The sequence below is a fragment of the Pseudomonas sp. MDT1-17 genome (genome assembly GCF_054898105.1).
Genome location: NZ_JBUBVM010000001.1, coordinates 2,145,919 through 2,162,189 on the forward strand (window position 1 = coordinate 2,145,919; position 16,271 = coordinate 2,162,189).

Annotated in this window: 15 protein-coding genes; 5 read left to right on the forward strand and 10 right to left on the reverse strand. The window is 60.0% G+C overall.

Annotated elements, in window-relative coordinates; translation table 11 throughout:
- Positions 1 to 18 precede the first annotated feature (18 nt).
- Positions 19 to 951 carry a DMT family transporter gene (locus ACYZTX_RS09925; protein ID WP_462033914.1) on the forward strand — a complete coding sequence of 311 codons (933 nt, stop codon included), beginning with the start codon at positions 19 to 21 and terminating at the stop codon, positions 949 to 951.
- Here the strand turns inward: ACYZTX_RS09925 and ACYZTX_RS09930 are convergent.
- Positions 896 to 2,077 (reverse strand): MFS transporter, encoded by a 1,182-nt coding sequence (locus ACYZTX_RS09930; RefSeq protein WP_462033915.1) that lies wholly within the window; start codon positions 2,075 to 2,077, stop codon positions 896 to 898. The genes ACYZTX_RS09925 and ACYZTX_RS09930 overlap by 56 nt on opposite strands.
- A gap of 103 nt (positions 2,078 to 2,180) precedes the next feature.
- Between ACYZTX_RS09930 and ptrR the strand changes: the two genes are divergently transcribed.
- On the forward strand, positions 2,181 to 3,074 hold the full coding sequence (ptrR, locus tag ACYZTX_RS09935; RefSeq protein WP_462033916.1) for a putrescine utilization regulator PtrR: 894 nt from the start codon (positions 2,181 to 2,183) through the stop codon (positions 3,072 to 3,074).
- A 139-nt stretch (positions 3,075 to 3,213) separates the two neighbouring features.
- A complete protein-coding gene (locus ACYZTX_RS09940) occupies positions 3,214 to 3,342 on the forward strand; it encodes a PA1414 family protein (protein WP_007914492.1) in 129 nt (42 codons plus the stop codon).
- Between the two features lie 133 nt (positions 3,343 to 3,475).
- On the opposite strand, the gene ACYZTX_RS09945 is transcribed toward ACYZTX_RS09940, so the two are convergent.
- The 6 genes from ACYZTX_RS09945 to speB form a co-directional block, all read right to left on the reverse strand.
- Positions 3,476 to 3,727, reverse strand: a complete 252-nt coding sequence (locus ACYZTX_RS09945) for an acyl carrier protein (RefSeq protein WP_462033917.1) — start codon at positions 3,725 to 3,727, stop codon at positions 3,476 to 3,478.
- Positions 3,728 to 3,782: 55 nt separating this feature from the next.
- On the reverse strand, positions 3,783 to 4,508 hold the full coding sequence (locus tag ACYZTX_RS09950) for an MBL fold metallo-hydrolase (protein WP_462033918.1): 726 nt from the start codon (positions 4,506 to 4,508) through the stop codon (positions 3,783 to 3,785).
- Between the two features lie 84 nt (positions 4,509 to 4,592).
- Positions 4,593 to 5,972, reverse strand: coding sequence for a sodium:solute symporter family protein (locus ACYZTX_RS09955; protein WP_462033919.1), 1,380 nt, complete (start codon positions 5,970 to 5,972; stop codon positions 4,593 to 4,595).
- A 138-nt stretch (positions 5,973 to 6,110) separates the two neighbouring features.
- Positions 6,111 to 7,613 (reverse strand): purine-cytosine permease family protein, encoded by a 1,503-nt coding sequence (locus tag ACYZTX_RS09960; RefSeq protein ID WP_462033920.1) that lies wholly within the window; start codon positions 7,611 to 7,613, stop codon positions 6,111 to 6,113.
- Between the two features lie 54 nt (positions 7,614 to 7,667).
- Positions 7,668 to 8,090 carry a YybH family protein gene (locus ACYZTX_RS09965; protein ID WP_462033921.1) on the reverse strand — a complete coding sequence of 141 codons (423 nt, stop codon included), beginning with the start codon at positions 8,088 to 8,090 and terminating at the stop codon, positions 7,668 to 7,670.
- 9 nt (positions 8,091 to 8,099) lie between these two features.
- Positions 8,100 to 9,050: an agmatinase gene (gene speB / locus ACYZTX_RS09970; protein WP_131062549.1), complete on the reverse strand. Its 951-nt coding sequence runs from the start codon at positions 9,048 to 9,050 to the stop codon at positions 8,100 to 8,102.
- A 223-nt stretch (positions 9,051 to 9,273) separates the two neighbouring features.
- Between speB and ACYZTX_RS09975 the strand changes: the two genes are divergently transcribed.
- Together ACYZTX_RS09975 and ACYZTX_RS09980 are read left to right on the forward strand one after the other, a co-directional pair.
- Positions 9,274 to 10,167, forward strand: coding sequence for a LysR family transcriptional regulator (locus ACYZTX_RS09975; protein WP_462033922.1), 894 nt, complete (start codon positions 9,274 to 9,276; stop codon positions 10,165 to 10,167).
- A gap of 4 nt (positions 10,168 to 10,171) precedes the next feature.
- Entirely contained in the window at positions 10,172 to 10,768 is a 597-nt protein-coding gene (locus tag ACYZTX_RS09980; protein ID WP_462033923.1) for a tRNA-uridine aminocarboxypropyltransferase, read from the forward strand.
- 139 nt (positions 10,769 to 10,907) lie between these two features.
- Here the strand turns inward: ACYZTX_RS09980 and ACYZTX_RS09985 are convergent, their stop codons facing one another.
- The 3 genes from ACYZTX_RS09985 to ACYZTX_RS09995 all read right to left on the reverse strand — a co-directional run bounded on the left by ACYZTX_RS09985 (position 10,908) and on the right by ACYZTX_RS09995 (position 15,932).
- A complete protein-coding gene (locus ACYZTX_RS09985) occupies positions 10,908 to 12,275 on the reverse strand; it encodes an HlyD family type I secretion periplasmic adaptor subunit (protein ID WP_462033924.1) in 1,368 nt (455 codons plus the stop codon).
- Between the two features lie 9 nt (positions 12,276 to 12,284).
- Complete coding sequence (locus ACYZTX_RS09990; protein ID WP_462033925.1) at positions 12,285 to 14,444, reverse strand: type I secretion system permease/ATPase; 2,160 nt, start codon at positions 14,442 to 14,444, stop codon at positions 12,285 to 12,287.
- Between the two features lie 129 nt (positions 14,445 to 14,573).
- Positions 14,574 to 15,932, reverse strand: a complete 1,359-nt coding sequence (locus ACYZTX_RS09995) for a TolC family outer membrane protein (protein ID WP_462033926.1) — start codon at positions 15,930 to 15,932, stop codon at positions 14,574 to 14,576.
- Positions 15,933 to 16,271: the final 339 nt, after the last annotated feature.

Below are 16,271 nucleotides of genomic sequence, written 5' to 3' on the forward strand. Positions count from 1 at the left end.
TGTTGTCGAGGTGTTCCGGTGAGCACCACCCGGCGCAGCGCCGACGGATTTGCCCTGCAAGTGATGATTGGGTTGTGCCTGATCTGGGGTATTCAGCAGGTGATGATCAAATGGGCGGCGCCAGACATCGCGCCGGTCATGCAGGCCGCCGGGCGTTCGGGTATTTCCGCGTTGCTCGTAGGATTGTTGATCTGCTGGAAGGGCGGCTGGGATCAAGTGGGCAACACCTGGCGCGGTGGACTACTGGCGGGCGCGCTTTTTGGCCTGGAGTTCTTCTTCATTTCCGAAGGCTTGCAACTGACCACGGCCGCGCACATGTCGGTGTTCCTTTACACCGCGCCGATCTTCACCGCATTGGGCGTTCACTGGTTATTGCCGAGTGAGCGTTTAAGGCCGGTCCAGTGGCTGGGGATTTTCCTCGCCTTCGTCGGGATCGCCATCGCGTTTGCCGGTGGGGTTTCCTGGGACAACCTCGATCACCGTATGTTGATGGGCGATGCGCTGGGCGTACTGGCCGGCGCGTCTTGGGGGGCGACCACCGTGGTGGTGCGCGCTTCGCGCCTGTCGGAAGCGCCGGTGACCCTGACGCTGTTCTATCAATTGATTGTCGGTTTCGTTGGCCTGTTGCTGATCGCGGTCCTCAGCGGCCAGGTCACCCATGTCAGCCTGACCAGTGTGGCGGTGGCCAGTGTGTTGTTTCAGGGATTGGTGGTGTCGTTTTTCAGTTACCTGACCTGGTTCTGGCTGTTGCGTCGTTACCTGGCGGCGAACCTGGCCGTGTTTTCGTTCATGACACCGCTGTTCGGCGTCACGTTCGGCGTAGTGCTGCTGGGCGAAGCGCTGAGCTTCAACTTCGTCATCGGTGCGGTGCTAGTGCTGCTGGGTATCACCTTTGTCAGCGCTGAGCAGTGGGTGCGCCGTCGTTTGCGCAAAGCCCTCGGGCAGCAGTGACCGGGCTTAGCAGCAAACTGCCCGCCACCAGCAAACCACAGCCAGCGAACACCAGCGCTAGCTGCAATCCGCCACTGAAGTGGCTGCTCAACGCCGCCAGCAACGGCCCACTGAGCTGGCCCACGGCGAAGCACGCGGTCAGCAGCCCGGCGTTGCGCTGCGTGGCGTGGGGCGCCAGTTCCCGGGAGCGTTGCATCACCAGCTGCATGCAGGCCAGGAACGGCGTACCGCAAAGGATCACGCCCAATGCCAGGCCAGGGCCGCTGCCCAACAGGCAGGCGAACACCCCGGCGGCTTGCAGCCACAACGTCGCCATCAGCCAATGACGGGTAGCGTTCGGGTTATGTCGACGCAAACTCACCAGCACCACGCCGATAGCGGCCGCCAGGCCAAAGCACGGCCAGAACAGATCAGCCATCCACTGACCATGAAACTGCGCATTCGCCATTTGCGAGAGGAAAGTGGCCGGGATGATGTAGCCCAAACCGTACAGGGCATAGATCACACCTAAACGGCCGATGCCTTGGTGACCTGGCGTAGTAACGGTCGGTGCTGCTGCCGCCGTGGCGGTCGGTTGCGGCAGGAACGGCAGAATTCCCAACAGCATCACCAGAGCGACGCCGGCATGTATCAGCCACAAGGTTGCGGAGGTTTGCCCCAGCAGGTTCGATACCAAGGCCAACAACCCCGTCAGAAAAATCCCCAGACCCGGTCCGGCAAACACCAGCGCGCCAAGCCGTGGACGACCGGCTGCTGCGGCCAGTGGCTGGCTCAACGCGGTGATCATCACCAACACCCAGGCGCTGGCCACACCGGTGCCGAAACGCAGCACCAGATGCGACCAAAAGCCATTGGCCCAGAACGACGCCAGGGTCAGCAGCACGCACAGCCACAAGCCACCCAGCAGGCGCCGGCGGACTTGCTCGGGGCGGCGAGAGAACATCGCGTCCACCGCACCGACGAAGTAGCCGAGGTAGTTGGCCGCCGCAATCAGACCGGCGGCGGTCAGGTCGATCTGACCTTCGCTGAGCAGGTGCGGCAATTGCGGCGTCAGGGCGAAACGCCCGATGCCCATGGCCATCATCAGGGCGATGAAACTGGCGAGTAAGCGAATCAGAGGGGGCATAGTCTGAATTCCAACAGAGGATCAATGACCGTCAGGTTAGGACTGATTGACTTTCTTTTAAAATGAATAATATTGAGTAACTTGTTCTGATTTGGAGAAAGGTGTGGAATTCAGCCAATTGCGGATTTTCCAGGCGGTTGCGCAGGAGGGTTCTATCACCCGCGCTGCCGAACGCCTGCACCGGGTGCCGTCGAACCTGTCGACCCGGCTTAAACAGCTGGAAGAGCAACTCGGCGTAGAACTGTTCGTGCGTGAACGTCAGCGCTTGCAGTTGTCGCCTGCAGGAAAAGTCCTGTTGGACTACACCGCCAAGCTGTTCAATCTGCACGACGAAGCTCAAGCGGCGGTGCAGGGCGGGCAACCGGCCGGTGACTTCGTGCTCGGCACGATGTACAGCACGGCGGCGATTCATTTGCCGGGGTTGTTGGCGAGTTATCACCGCACTTACCCGGCGGTGAACCTGCAAGTGCAGTCGGGCCCCAGTGGTGAATTGCTGGAAGGTCTGCTCACCGGGCGTCTCGATGCGGCGCTGGTGGATGGTCCGCTGGAGCTGGCCGGTCTGGACGGCGTGCCATTGTGCGACGAACGGCTGGTGCTGATCAGCGAGGCCGATCACCCGCCGATTCTAAGCGCGCTGGATGTGCAAGGGCGCTCGGTGTTTACCTTTCGGCAGGGTTGTTCCTACCGGATGCGCCTGGAAGCCTGGTTCGCCCATTACCACGCGGCCATGGGTCGGGCGATGGAAATCGAGTCTTACCCGGGGATGCTCGCCTGCGTGATCGCTGGCTCAGGCGTGGCGCTGATGTCGGAGTCGATGCTTGCCAGCCTGCCGGGCCGCGAAAGCGTGGCGGTGCATCCGTTGGCCGAGCCGTTTGCCAGTGCCACCACGTGGCTGATGTGGCGCAAAGGCATGGTTGGAGCAAATTTGAACGCGTGGCTTGAGCAGCAACAATTGGTCTATCCGCCGGCGCCGAGCCAGGCTCGGGCGATTGCTTGAACTATCGGTCAGGTATTTTGATCCATTCAGTAACAGATCATTGCGACTTTGGGCGAGCATTGCGTAGGACTTCGGACTATTATCAGTGCGAAGTGGCTACAGAATTTTGGCCACTCGGCACTACCCTGAAGGGGGCACCATGAAAGAGAAAATCCAAAACTGGCTGCACGACCTGGGTGTTGCACTCGGTTTGATCGAACCGCCTCTGCAACCTGTGCCTATTCGCACTGACGACGAGCAACGCCGACGCCAGCAGCGCCGCCGGTAACGCGTCAACGCCCAAAAGATCGCAGCCTTCGGCAGCTCCTACAGGGAGTAGTGCCAACGCTGCGATTGCTCGCGTACCTGTAGGAGCTGCCGAAGGCTCGGGCCGCGTTCGGACGATCTTGGCGGTCTGCAGGTCAATGCCTTCCGATTTCGATCAGAAACCGACTCAAGTCATTCGCCGTCCTGGCGGTCTTGAGCATTTGATCTTCCTCCGCAGTAAACGCCGTCAAACCCAGTTCATCTTCCAGACGGAAGATCAGCTCTTCGATATCTTCTTTATCCAATCCCAATTGCGCCAGGCTGGCGTTGTCGTCGAAGTCATCCTGACCCTCCAGCAAGCGGCTGATGAAACGATGCACAACGGCACGAACGGCAGCTCTTTTCATGAGGGTTCTTCGAGGGCGTTATTGTTGTTGGCCCTGGGCTTGAGTACAGCAAGCTTCAGGCGTGTGAGCGCTGCCACTGGTCAATCATCGTGCGCAAATGCTCCCCGGAAAAACTCCCGAAATGCCCGCCGTGCACCGTGCGGATCGGTAACTCGCGCAGACGCTGCAGGCTGCGGGCGTAGTCGTCGAGATTCGAGTGGTAGGCGTCTTCAATCAGCGGGCCGTCGTAGATGATGTCGCCGCTGAAGAGCGTCTCGGTCGCCGCTTCGTACAGGCTGATGCCGCCCGGTGAGTGCCCCGGCGTGTGCAGCACTTGCAGCGTGCGCTTGCCCAGATCCAGCACGTCGCCTTCTTCGATCAGCCCGGTGGCTGGGGCCGCTTTGACCTGGTATTCGGCGTAGCACAACGGGCAATCGGGGTGAGCCTCGAACATCTCGTCACCGACAAACGCCGTGCTCAGAGTGTTGTCGCCATCTGGCGAGGCGAGGATCTGCGCTTCGGCCGGATGTACCAGGCGTTCTGGGAATTCGTGATGGCCGGCGATGTGGTCGAAATGGCAATGACTCGCCACCGCCACCAGCGGCCGTTCGGTGATCCACGGCAGTTGCTCGCGCAGGCTGACCAATCCGGAACCGCTGTCGAGCAGCAAGTCCTTGTCGCGACCCTGAATGTGCCAGAGGTTGCAGCGATAGAAGGGGCGGATGTACGGCTCGTGGATCAGGCGAATGCCGTCACTGAGTTGTTTGACCTCGAACCACTGATCGCGGCTGACGATCTTCATAAACGATTTTCTCCAGACGAAAAAAAACGGGTGTGGCAACCGACGCCACACCCGTCGAAGAAAGCATCAAGTCGTTATAGAAGCTTAGATGGCGCTCGCCATCGCTGCCGGGCGACGGGACAGCAAGCTGACCACGACGAAACTCACCAGACCTACGCCGAGGCTGTAGTAGATCGGGGTGTTAGCGTCCATACCATCCTTGAACATAAACACCAGCGCGGTGACGAAGCCCAGCGCCATACTGGTGATCGCGCCGGCCGTCGTGGCGCGTTTCCAGTAGATAGCCCCCATCAACGGGATCAGCATGCCGCCCACCAACAGGTTGTAGGCCAAGGTCAGTGCGCTGATCACATCATTGACTACGAGTGCGATGCCCAGCACGACGATGCCGGTGAGCAGGGTGAACAGGCGGTTAACATTCACATTCGATTGCTTGCCACCACGCAGCTTCGGCAGCAGGTCTTCACTGAGTGTGGTGGATGCGGCGAGCAGGCCGGCGCTGGCGGTGGACATCATGGCCGCCAGTGCTGCAGCGATTACCAGGCCGCGGATACCGTCCGGCAGGGACACTTTGACGATGGCGGCAAAGGCATTGTTCACGTTGTCCAGGTCCGGAATCAGCACATGAGCAGCCATGCCGATCAGCGCACACACAAGGCCGTAAATAATGCAGTAGATCCCGGCGGACGTACCGGCGTACTTGGCGACTTTCTCGCTTCGTGCGGTGAACACCCGTTGCCAGATGTCTTGACCGATCAGGATGCCAAAGAAGTAGATCATGAAGTAGGTGATGATGGTGTCCCAGCCGATGCTGGTGAAGCTGAAGCTGGCGGCTGGCAATTGGGCAACCAGTTGATCCCAGCCACCGACACGGTACAGGCAGATCGGCAGCAACAGGAACATCAGGCCCACGGTCTGAATACCGAACTGGACGATGTCGGTCAGGGTCAGGGACCACATGCCACCGATGGTCGAATAAATCACCACCACACCACCGCCGAGCAGTATCGAGACCCAGAACGACAGGCCGAACAGCACTTCCAGAACGGTGCCGATCGCCAGGATCGAAGTCACGCCGATCATCAGTGCATAGGCCAGCATGATGGTCGCGCTCGCCGTACGAGCCATTGGGTTATAGCGCTTTTCCAGCACCTGGGTAACGGTGAATACCTTCAGTTTCAGCAGCGGTTTGGCGAGGAACAGGTTCAGCGCCACGATCCCGCAGCCCAGTGCGGCGCAGAGCCAGAAACCGGAAATGCCATGGACGTAGCCCAGACGCACGGTGCCGACGGTGGATGCGCCACCCAGGACGGTAGCGGCCATGGTGCCCATATAGAGACTAGGGCCGAGGTTGCGACCGGCGACCAAATAGTCTTCATGGGTCTTGGCCTTGCGCATGCCGAAGTAGCCGAGTATCAGCATCGCGGCGGCGTATATGAGAACGACGAATAAATCCAATGCCATGATGGCGTGTCTCCGATTGTATTTTTTATGGTGAGGCGAAAATCATTCTTTTCTGTAGGAACAAGGCTTGCCCGCGATGGGGGCGCCGCAGTCAATCAGGCCGACCGCGTTATCGTTGTTCGCGGGCAAGCCTCGCTCCTACACCATCGCCGGTTTAGCGAGCGAATCCGTGCCCTTGCTGCGTGGATCGTTTGGACCGAATACCGCTGCCGATTCCGGGAACAGGCTTAGCAGCGCCAGGTACGCCAGCGAAGCCAGACCGAGGGTGACCGGCAGGCTGATGTCGATGCCGCCAGCCAAGTTGCCCAACGGACCCACAAACTGTCCCGGCAGGTTCACGAAGCACAAACCGACCGCTGCACTCGGGATCCAGGCACCCAGGCCACGCCAGTTCCAGCCATGGGTGAACCAGTAACGACCGCCTTTCTCGCCGCGGGTGAACACTTGCAGGTCATCCGGGCAGTAGAAGCCGCGACGCACCAGCAGGCCGATGATCATGATCACCATCCACGGGGTGGTGCAGGTGATGATCAGCACGGCGAAGGTCGACACGCTCTGCACCAGGTTCGCGGCAAAGCGTCCGATGAAGATGAAGGCAATCGACATCACGCCGATCAGCAGCGTTGCCTTGACCCGCGACAGCACACGAGGGAACACGCTGGACATATCCAGCCCGGTGCCATACAGCGAGGTAGTGCCGGTGGACATGCCGCCGATCACCGCGATCAGGCACACTGGCAGGAAGAACCAGCTCGGCGAGACGGCCAGCAGACCGCCGACGTAGTTGTTGGCTGCGATGTAGTCCGGTGCCTTGATCGCCACGATGGTCGCGGTGCTCAGGCCGAACAGGAACGGGATGAAGGTGGCGATCTGCGAGATCACCACGGCGGCCATGATCCGGCGCTTGGAGGTGTCACGCGGAATGTAGCGCGACCAGTCACCGAGGAACGCCCCGAAGGAAATCGGGTTGCTCATCGCCACCAGCGCGGCGCCGATGAAGGCCGCCCAGAAACCCGGTTGACCCATGCTGACGGTGCCGGCGAAATTCACATCGAAAGGACCGGCGAAAGCGAAGATGCCCAGCAGGAACAACAGGCTGGCACTCCACACCGCGATCTTGTTGACCCACAGCAGGAAACGGAAGCCATAGATGCAAACGGTCAGCACCAGGATCGCGAACAGACCGTAGGCCAAGCCCAGGGTCAGGTCAGTTTCTGGAAGACCGATCAGGCGTTTGGCACCACCGATCAGCGCATCACCCGAACTCCACACCGAGAGCGAGAAGAAGGCGATGGCGGTCAACAGCGACAGAAACGAACCGACGATCCGCCCGTGCACGCCAAAGTGCGCACCGGAAGACACGGCGTTGTTGGTGCCATTGATCGGGCCGAACAGGCCCATTGGCGCGAGGATCAGCGAGCCCAGCAGCACACCGAGCACAATCGCCCAGACGCCCGCCTGAAAAGACAGGCCGAACAGTACCGGGAAACTGCCGAGCACGGCGGTGGCAAAGGTGTTGGAACCACCGAAGATCATCCGGAACAAATCCGTCGGGCCTGCGGTGCGTTCGCTGTCCGGGATCTGTTCGACCCCGTAGGTTTCAATGTGCGTAAGGCTTTGGTCGTTGTTGTTGTTATTCATGATCTGCTCCGATCATAAAGGCGCGCTCATCGTGTGTGAGCGTCACCTGTTTGGCTAAGGGGGTGGCAGCCCTTCCGGCATCGCGGACAAATGTTCGTGGCAGGCCAGCCATAGGCCTTGTTGTTCTTGGCCAGACGCTTGTTTCTTGAAAACAATCGTCTCGCGCTCCTGGCTGAAGTGTTGCTCCCCTTGCATGCGCAGCTCGGTGGCGACGTCATGGATAAAAATCGCCACGTCACCCTGCAGGCTGACGAAGGCGTTGCTCGAGGTGCACGAGAGCACTTCGAAGCCATCCTCCGAGCGCCAGGTGTCCCACAACGCCTGATAGGCATCGCGCGACAGCAGGGGCTGCTCGAGGGTGTAGAACACGAAGCTGGCGTCGGCGCTAAACGCGCCGAAGTAGGCTTCGCGATCATTACTGGCAAAGGCTGTCACCAGATCGGCGGCAGCTTTCAGTACCTGATCACGTTCGTTCATGACCGATCCTCAGCGGTGGGCCACGCCAGGCAGTACGCAGAGCATTTCGTACAGCAAGTTGGCGGCCAGCAGCGAGGTGTTGCCGGTGGTGTCATAAGCGGGCGAGACTTCTACCAGATCGCAACCGATCAGGTCGAGGCCTTGGCAACCGCGAATGATCTCAATCGCCTGAATGGTCGTCAGACCACCGATTTCCGGGGTGCCGGTGCCTGGCGCCCAAGCGGGGTCGATGCCATCGATGTCGAAACTCAGGTACACCGGGCCGCCGCCGACTTTCTCGCGAACTTCGGCCATCAGCGGCGCCAGGGATTTGTGCCAGCACTCTTCAGCCTGAACCACGCGGAAGCCCTGTTTACGGCTCCAGTTGAAGTCTTCAGAGGTGTAGCCCTGAGCGCGCAGACCGATTTGCACCACGCGATCGCAGTCGATCAGGCCTTCTTCGGCAGCGCGGCGGAAGGTGGTGCCGTGGGCGATTTTCTCGCCGAACATGTGATCGTTCACATCGGCGTGAGCATCGATGTGCACCAGGCCGACCTTGCCGTGCTTCTTATGAATCGCACGCAGGATGGGCAGGGTGATGGTGTGGTCGCCGCCCAGGGTCAGCGGGATCACGTTGTGTTCGAGGATGGCGTCGTAAGATTCTTCGATGATCCGTACGGCGTCCAGCAGGTTGAACGTGTTGATCGCCACGTCACCGATGTCAGCGACCGACAGCGAGTCGAACGGTGCAGCGCCGGTGGCCATGTTGTACGGGCGGATCATGACCGATTCAGCGCGGATTTCGCGAGGCCCGAAACGGGTGCCAGGGCGCAGAGACGTGCCAATGTCCAGCGGGACGCCAACGAAGGCAGCATCCAGACCGGCAGCGGTGGGCAAATGGGGAAGTCGCATCATGGTGGCGATGCCGCCGAAGCGCGGCATTTCATTGCCGCCCAGTGGTTGGTGAAGAATCTTGTCCACGGGTTCAGGCCTCATCTTTTTTATATTAAGAGGTGTATTAGGGGCCGATTCTGCGAAATGTAGTGGCCGGGAAGAATCGCTACGGGCAAATACTTAGTTCAGATTTTTCTAAACTAATGGCAGTGACGGCGATAGACTTGCAGTGCTTCATGTAGCAGCAGCCTCGCAGGCTCGGCAGCTGCTACAGGATCTCATCGTCTACATGTACTTTGCTGGAGCCCCCATGGCCAACGCACTACCCGACCTGAAACTCTTGCGCATCTTCGTCAGCGTGGTTCGCCATCAGGGGTTTGCCAGCGCCCAGCAAGAACTCAACCTCTCGACCTCGGCCATCAGCACTTACATGAGCCAGCTCGAAGCTGCCCTCGGGCTGGTACTCTGCCATCGCGGCCGGGGTGGTTTCAGCCTGACCAGCAAAGGCGAACTGTTCCATCAGGAAACCCTGCGCCTGCTCGGCGAACTCGAAGGCTTCGAACAATACGCCGCCGCCCTCAAAGGCGAACTGCGCGGCACCCTGAATCTGGGGGTGATCGACTCCACCGTCAGTGACAAGGCCTTGCCCTTCGCCGAAGCCATCGGCGCCTACAGCCAGGAACACCCGGCGGTGCATTTGCACTTGTCGGTGATGAGCCCTTACGAACTGCAACTCGGCGTGCAGGACAACCGCCTCGACCTGGCCATCGGCGCGTTCTCCACGCGCATGAGCGGTCTGGTCTACATGCCGCTGTACCGCGAGCAACACTGGTTGTATTGCAGCAGTCGTCATCCGCTGTTCACCGAGCGGCGCATTCCCGAGCAGGTCATTACCCAGCAGCGCATGGTCGGCCGCGGTTACTGGAGCCAGGCGGAACTGGCTCGTCACGGCTTCAAGCACAGCGCCGCGACTGTGGAAAGTATGGAAGCCCAGCTGATTCTGGTGCTGTCCGGCGCCTACATTGGTTACCTGCCGGAGCACTACGCCCAGGCCTGGGCCGACAAGGGCGACCTGCGGGTGCTGCTGCCAGCGACCTTCGGTTATCAGGCGCCGTTCTCGATGATCGTGCGCCGTGGCCGCAGCCGCGAGCCGCTGATCCAGACCTTCCGCGACCTGCTTAAAGCGCAGCTCAATCAGGCCTAAGACTATGTCCAGAATCCAGTGTCCACGCTGCCTGCGTCCGCAAACCCATTGCCTGTGCCCGCTGATACCGAGCCTTGACAGCCGCACTCGGGTGTTGCTGTTGCAGCATCCCAGTGAAGTGAACCATGCGCTGAACACCGCACGGTTGGCGGCGTTGGGGTTGAGGAATGCCGAGTTGATTGTCGGCGAAGTGTTTGAGGATTTGCCGGCATTGTTGAACCGGCCGGGCTATCAGGCGCGACTGCTGTTTCCAGCCGATGAGGCGCAGCCGTTGCAGATTTACGGCGCCAATGATCAACCGTTATTGCTGGTCGTCCCGGATGGCACCTGGCGCAAGGCGCGCAAGATGCTGCACCTCAATCCGTTGTTGGCGGCGTTGCCGAGGGTGACGTTGGCGCAGGGCGGGGTGTCGAGGTATCGATTGCGCAAGGCACCGGGGCCGGGTGCGTTGTCGACGGTGGAGGCGATTGTTCAGGCGTTGCAAACACTTGAAGCTCCGTCATCGTTCGAGCCGTTGTTACGGCCGTTCGAAGCGTTGATCGAGGGGCAGATTGCGGCGATGGGGGAGGAGACCTACCAGCGTAACCATGGGCCGAAATAGTCGGTGTTTGTTAGGGCCTCTTCGCGAGCAGGCTCGCTCCCACAGTTGACCGAGTTCTTCCAGAAGAAATGCGATCCACAGTGGGAGCGAGCCTGCTCGCGAAAGCGGTGTAGCAATCACAGCACCCTCCAGCCAGAAACTACCTTTCGCGCATCGCCTCGGTCCGGGCTTTGAGCACCGGTTTGAGCAAGTAATCCAACACACTTTTCTCCCCAGTAATAATGTCCACCGTCGCCACCATCCCCGGAATAATCAACAACGGTTTTGCATCTCCGCCCAAATGGTTTTTATCCGTCCGTACCTGAATCAGATAAAAGCTGTTGCCCTTGTCATCCGTAATCGTGTCCGCCCCAATCAACTCCAGCTTCGCACTTAATCCCCCATAAATCGTGTAGTCGTAAGCACTGAACTTGACCATCGCTTTCTGCCCCGGATGCAGGAACGCCACGTCCTGCGGCCGCACCTTGGCTTCGATCAGCAGGTTGTCTTCAATGGGCACGATTTCCACCATGTCGCTGCCCGGCTGAACCACGCCGCCGATGGTGTTGACCTTCAGCACTTTGATAATCCCGTGAACCGGCGACACCACGGTGGTGCGGGTCACTCGGTCATCGATAGCAATGCTCGATGCCGTGATTTTCGACAGGTCGGTGCGTTTCTCATTCAGCTCTTTCGCGGCATCGGAGCGGAAGGATTGTTCGGATTCATCAATCTTGCTTTTGATCTCATTGATCGCCGATTCCGCGCGGGGAATCGCCAGCGTCGTGGCGTTCAATGAGCCGCGAATCTCCACCGCGCTGCGTTTGAGTCGCAAAATTTCCACCGGCGAAACCGCCCCGGAGCCCACCAGCGGCGCCGACATGTTCATCTCTTGTTGCAGCAATGCCAGGCTTGAACTGAATTGGCCCTGTTTGGAGCGGAACTCCGCCAGTTCCTGGGCTTTCTGCCGAAGTTGTTCACTCAGCGTGCGCTGTTCGCTGGCCAATCGACGCTGCCGTTGTTCGTGCAGCGAGCGTTCGTCCTCGGCCACTTGCGGCGCCTTGGCGATCACTTCGGGGGACAGCTTGAACGGCCGGCCTTCCGCCTCGGCCGACAGCCGTTCGACCTGCGCCGTCAGCGCATAACGATCCGCCTCGCTTTCGCCCTTATTCGACAGGAATCGCGTGTCATCGAGGCGCAGCAAGGTGTCGCCCTTGTTCACCATTTGCCCTTCGCGAACGAAGATCTCAGTGACGATACCGCCCTCCAGGTTCTGGATCACTTGGACTTTGCTCGACGGAATCGCCTTGCCTTCGCCCATGGTCACTTCCTGCAGCACCGCAAACTTGGCCCAGACCACCGCCGTGATAATCAGCGCGGCCGCCAGCCACACGGTGATCCGCGACCAGCGTGGGGAATCCTGCAACGAGGCACCGGCGGTTTCCGGCATGAATTCGCTTTCGGCGCTTTTGCTGAAACTGCCGAAGTAACCCCGGTCTTGTGATTTGTCCGACGATGAACGGGCCATGGGTCGCTCCTAGACAGCCGCTGAGCCGACACGGCCCTTGCGCAGTGCATCGATGACCGCTTCTTTCGGACCGTCGGCGACGATCCGCCCGTTGTCCAGCACCACCAGCCGATCCACCAGGCTGAGCATCGAGGTGCGGTGGGTGACAAGCAGCAGGGTTTTGCCCTGGACCCAGCCGTGGAGTTTTTGCCGCAGAACGTCTTCGCTGCTGTTGTCCATGGCGCTGGTGGGTTCGTCGAGCAACATGATCGGCGGATCCAGCAATAGCGCACGGGCCAGCAACACCGCCTGACGTTGCCCGCCGGACAGCAGTTGTCCGCGTTCACCCACTGGCCGGTCGAAGCCTTGCGGATGCTGACGCGCCAGCTCGGTGACGCCGGTCAGTTCGGCGACTTCGAGCATGCGTGAATCGCTGATGTAGCGGGCGCCGAGGGTCAGGTTGTCGCGCAGGCTGCCGGCCAGCAGCGGCAGGTCATGGGCGACGTAACCGATTTGCTGGCGCAGGTCGGCGACGTCCAGTTGCCGCAAGTCCAGGCCATCAAGCAGCAACTGGCCTTCTTCCGGTGCGTAGAAACCCATCACCAGCCGCGCCAACGTACTTTTGCCCGAGCCGCTGCGGCCGATGATGCCGATCCGCTCGCCGGGTTTCACGCTGAAGCTGATGTTGGCCAGGGCGGGAGCGTTCTGGCCGTTGTAGTGGAACGTCACGCTGCTGACGTCCAGCGCACCTTGCAGTTGTGTGCGCTCCAGCGGCCGTTGTTTGGCGTCGCGCTCCTGCGGTAACGACATCAGTGCATCGGTGCTTTTCATGGTCAGTTGCGCTTGCTGATAGCGAGTGATCAAACCGGCAATCTGCCCCAGCGGCGCGAGCACCCGGCTGCCGAGCATGTAGGTCGCCACCAGCGCGCCGACGCTGAGGTTGCCGGCGATGATGCTGTAGACCCCGGCGACGATGGTCGCCATGCCGGAGAATTGCTGGATGAACAGCGTGCCGTTGGTGGCCAGCGCCGAGAGGTTGCGTGCATGGCTGTCGAGACGGGTGAGGGCGCCGTGGGTGCTTTCCCATCTGTGCTGGCGTTCGCTTTCGGCGCTGCAGGCCTTGAGGGTTTCCAGGCAACCGAGGGTTTCAATCAGCAGCGCCTGGCGTTCGGCACCCAGGGTCAGGCTTTTTTGCACGGTGTCGCGCAGGCGCACCTGGATCACCATTGCGAAGAGGATCGTGATTGGGAACGCCAGCAGCGGAATCACCACCAGCCAGCCGCCGAGCAGGCCGATCACCACCAGCATCAGCACGGCAAAGGGCAGGTCGATCAGGCTGGTCAGCGTCACAGCGGTGAGGAATTCGCGCAGTCCCTGGAAGTCGTGAATGCTTTGAGCAAACCCACCGATGGTCGCCGGGCGCGCTTTCATCGCCATGCCGGTGATGCGTTCGAATAACGTCGCGGAAAGGATCACATCGGTTTTGTTCCCGGCGCAATCCAGCAAGTGCGCGCGAACCACCCGCAGCGCCAGTTCGAAACCGGTGCCAATCAGCAAGCCGATGGACAGCACCCACAAGGTCGACGTGGCCTGGTTCGGCACCACCCGGTCGTAGGTCTGCATCACGAACAGCGGCACCATCAACCCCAGCAGGTTGATCAAAAAACTCGCCAGGATCGCGTCGCTGTACAACCACTTCGACAGCTTCAAGGTGTCGCGAAACCACGCCTCCACGCGTGGCACCAGCGGTGAGCGCAAGTCTTCGAGTTCATGCCGTGGCCGCGCGAACAAGGCCTGGCCGCTGTAATTCTCGGCCAGCTCAACGCGGCTGACCCATTGTTCACCGCCGTCGGCTTCGCTGGGCAGAATCAGCAACTGACCGTCATCGCCGAAGCGTCGCAGAATGGCGGTGCGGCCGTTGTTGAGGATCAGCATCACAGGCAGGTTGAGGGCGGAAATATCCGCCAGTTCACGACGCAGCAATCGCGCCTGCAAACTGGCCCGAGCTGCTGCGCGAGGCAGCAAACCCAGGCTCATGCGTTGCTTGTTCAGGGGGAGCCCGGCACTCAGGCTGGCGCGACTGACCGTCGCGCCATGGAGTTTGCAGAGGATCAACAGACCGTCCAGAAGCGGGTCATCGAAGCTCAGGCGCGGATCGACACCGATATTGCCGGGTTCCATGCTGGTCACATTGATCGCTCCCGTTGGCATAGGTATCTACACATCTTCCTGTAGGAGCTGCCGCAGGCTGCGATCTTTTGATCTTGATCCTGAAAAAACAAGATCAAAAGATCGCAGCCTGCGGCAGCTCCTACGGGTTTATTTCAGTTCAGGCAAACGGGCTTCGTTTTTCACTTCGGTCTGGGCGATCGCATCGGCGGGCAACACTACCCGTTGTTTGCTCAGCAACTGACCCATGTTCGCCAGCACGCGGTACATCGAGAACTCCTCGGTGTAGCGCACTTCGGTGTAGCGGCGGTCGGCGTTGTAGAGCTCGTTTTCACTGTCCAGCAAGTCGAGCAGGGTGCGTTGGCCGAGGCCGAACTGGTCCTGATACGCCACGCGCACGCGTCGGCTGGTTTCCGCGTATTCGCGGGCGGTCGGGGTTTGTTTCTTGGCATTGACCATGGCGTTCCAAGCCAGGTGAATGTTCTCGTTGAGTTGACGCAGGGCATTGTTGCGGATGTCCATCGCCTGGTTGATCTGGTGCGCATTGGAGGCCAGGCGCGCCTTGTCGCTGCCACCGCGGAACAGGTTGTAGTTCATCACTACGCCGACCCGCCATTCGTTGTCGTGGCCTTCATCGCCCTGCACGTTGTTGTTTGCACCCACGGCGGCTTCGGCGTCGAAGCGGGGGTAGAACGGCGACTTCGCCACTTCGTACTGGCTTTCGGCCGATTGCACATCGGCCTGGGCAGATTTCAGGTACGGGTTGTTTTCCACCATGCTTTGCTGGGCTTCCTGCAGGGTGGCGGGCAATTCGCCGCGGGTCGAAGGCAGTGCTTCGAGTTCATCGGGCATGCGCCCCACGACGGCGTAGAAGTTCGACTCGGCATCCGCGAGATCGACTTCGGCGGTATCGAGGTTGTTTTGCGCCAGTGCCCGACGAGCGACGGACTGGTCGGCGTCGGCGTTGCTGCCAATACCGCGCTGGGTGCGCAGACCGATTTGATCGTTGACTCGCAGGTGAGCTTGCAGGTTGTTCGTGGCCAGGGTCACCAGTTCGCGGCGCTTGAGCACTTCGAGGTAGACCTCGATGGTGCGCAGGGCCAGATCCTGAGCGGTGCCCTGAGCGTAATAGGCCCGGGAATTGACCACGCCTTTGGTGCGCTGGACTTCGTTGGAGGTGTTGAAACCATCGAAAAGCATCTGACGCAGGCGCAATTCCGATTGGGTGTAGGTCAGGATTTCGGTGTGGTGATTGCCGAATGCCCGGGTGCTGGTGTTATCGCTGTACCCGCGCCCGTAGGCGGCATTCAGATCAACCGATGGATAAAAGCCCCCTTTGGCGACTTTCACTTGCTCATCGGCCGAGAGGCGGCTGTCCACACGCGACGCCAGCTCCGGGTGGGTCGCGATGGTGCTCTGGATCGCCTCCGTCAATGAGATGGCCTGAGCCTGAGAAGTGCAGGCCATCGCCAGCAGAATTGCGCTGCATAGGGGGGTTAATACGCGCATGGGTGCCTCTCCCTTATTCCTAATGATGCTCATGAGTCGCCAAATATTTGACGGCATTTATAGTGAAAACCGTTTCATGCTTGTAACAACAGAGCTAAGAACATTCTAGAGAGAACCATAGAAGAATTTTTCATAATGTCTATGCTAAAAAAAACTTATGCGCTATTTAAAATCCAGCACATTGTTCACTTCGAAAGCCCTTGATTTGTGAGCGTTAGGGAGCTCCGCAGGGCTTGAGGAAAGTTCCAATTCACATATCGACATAGGGCGGGGATGTGCTGGAGGGGAGGGAAGCGGACGGTTTTGAAGTGACGGTTTTTTGTCACTTTGGTGGTTCAA

Bases quoted from the DNA above. Each gene is read 5' to 3' on its own strand.
- ACYZTX_RS09930 (WP_462033915.1), bottom strand. From the start codon at position 2,077: ATGCCCCCTCTGATTCGCTTACTCGCCAGTTTCATCGCCCTGATGATG.
- ACYZTX_RS09940 (WP_007914492.1), top strand. From the start codon at position 3,214: ATGAAAGAGAAAATCCAAAACTGGCTGCACGACCTGGGTGTTGCACTC.
- ACYZTX_RS09945 (WP_462033917.1), bottom strand. From the start codon at position 3,727: ATGAAAAGAGCTGCCGTTCGTGCCGTTGTGCATCGTTTCATCAGCCGC.
- ACYZTX_RS09950 (WP_462033918.1), bottom strand. From the start codon at position 4,508: ATGAAGATCGTCAGCCGCGATCAGTGGTTCGAGGTCAAACAACTCAGT.
- ACYZTX_RS09955 (WP_462033919.1), bottom strand. From the start codon at position 5,972: ATGGCATTGGATTTATTCGTCGTTCTCATATACGCCGCCGCGATGCTG.
- ACYZTX_RS09960 (WP_462033920.1), bottom strand. From the start codon at position 7,613: ATGAATAACAACAACAACGACCAAAGCCTTACGCACATTGAAACCTAC.
- ACYZTX_RS09965 (WP_462033921.1), bottom strand. From the start codon at position 8,090: ATGAACGAACGTGATCAGGTACTGAAAGCTGCCGCCGATCTGGTGACA.
- ACYZTX_RS09975 (WP_462033922.1), top strand. From the start codon at position 9,274: ATGGCCAACGCACTACCCGACCTGAAACTCTTGCGCATCTTCGTCAGC.
- ACYZTX_RS09980 (WP_462033923.1), top strand. From the start codon at position 10,172: ATGTCCAGAATCCAGTGTCCACGCTGCCTGCGTCCGCAAACCCATTGC.
- ACYZTX_RS09985 (WP_462033924.1), bottom strand. From the start codon at position 12,275: ATGGCCCGTTCATCGTCGGACAAATCACAAGACCGGGGTTACTTCGGC.
- ACYZTX_RS09995 (WP_462033926.1), bottom strand. From the start codon at position 15,932: ATGCGCGTATTAACCCCCCTATGCAGCGCAATTCTGCTGGCGATGGCC.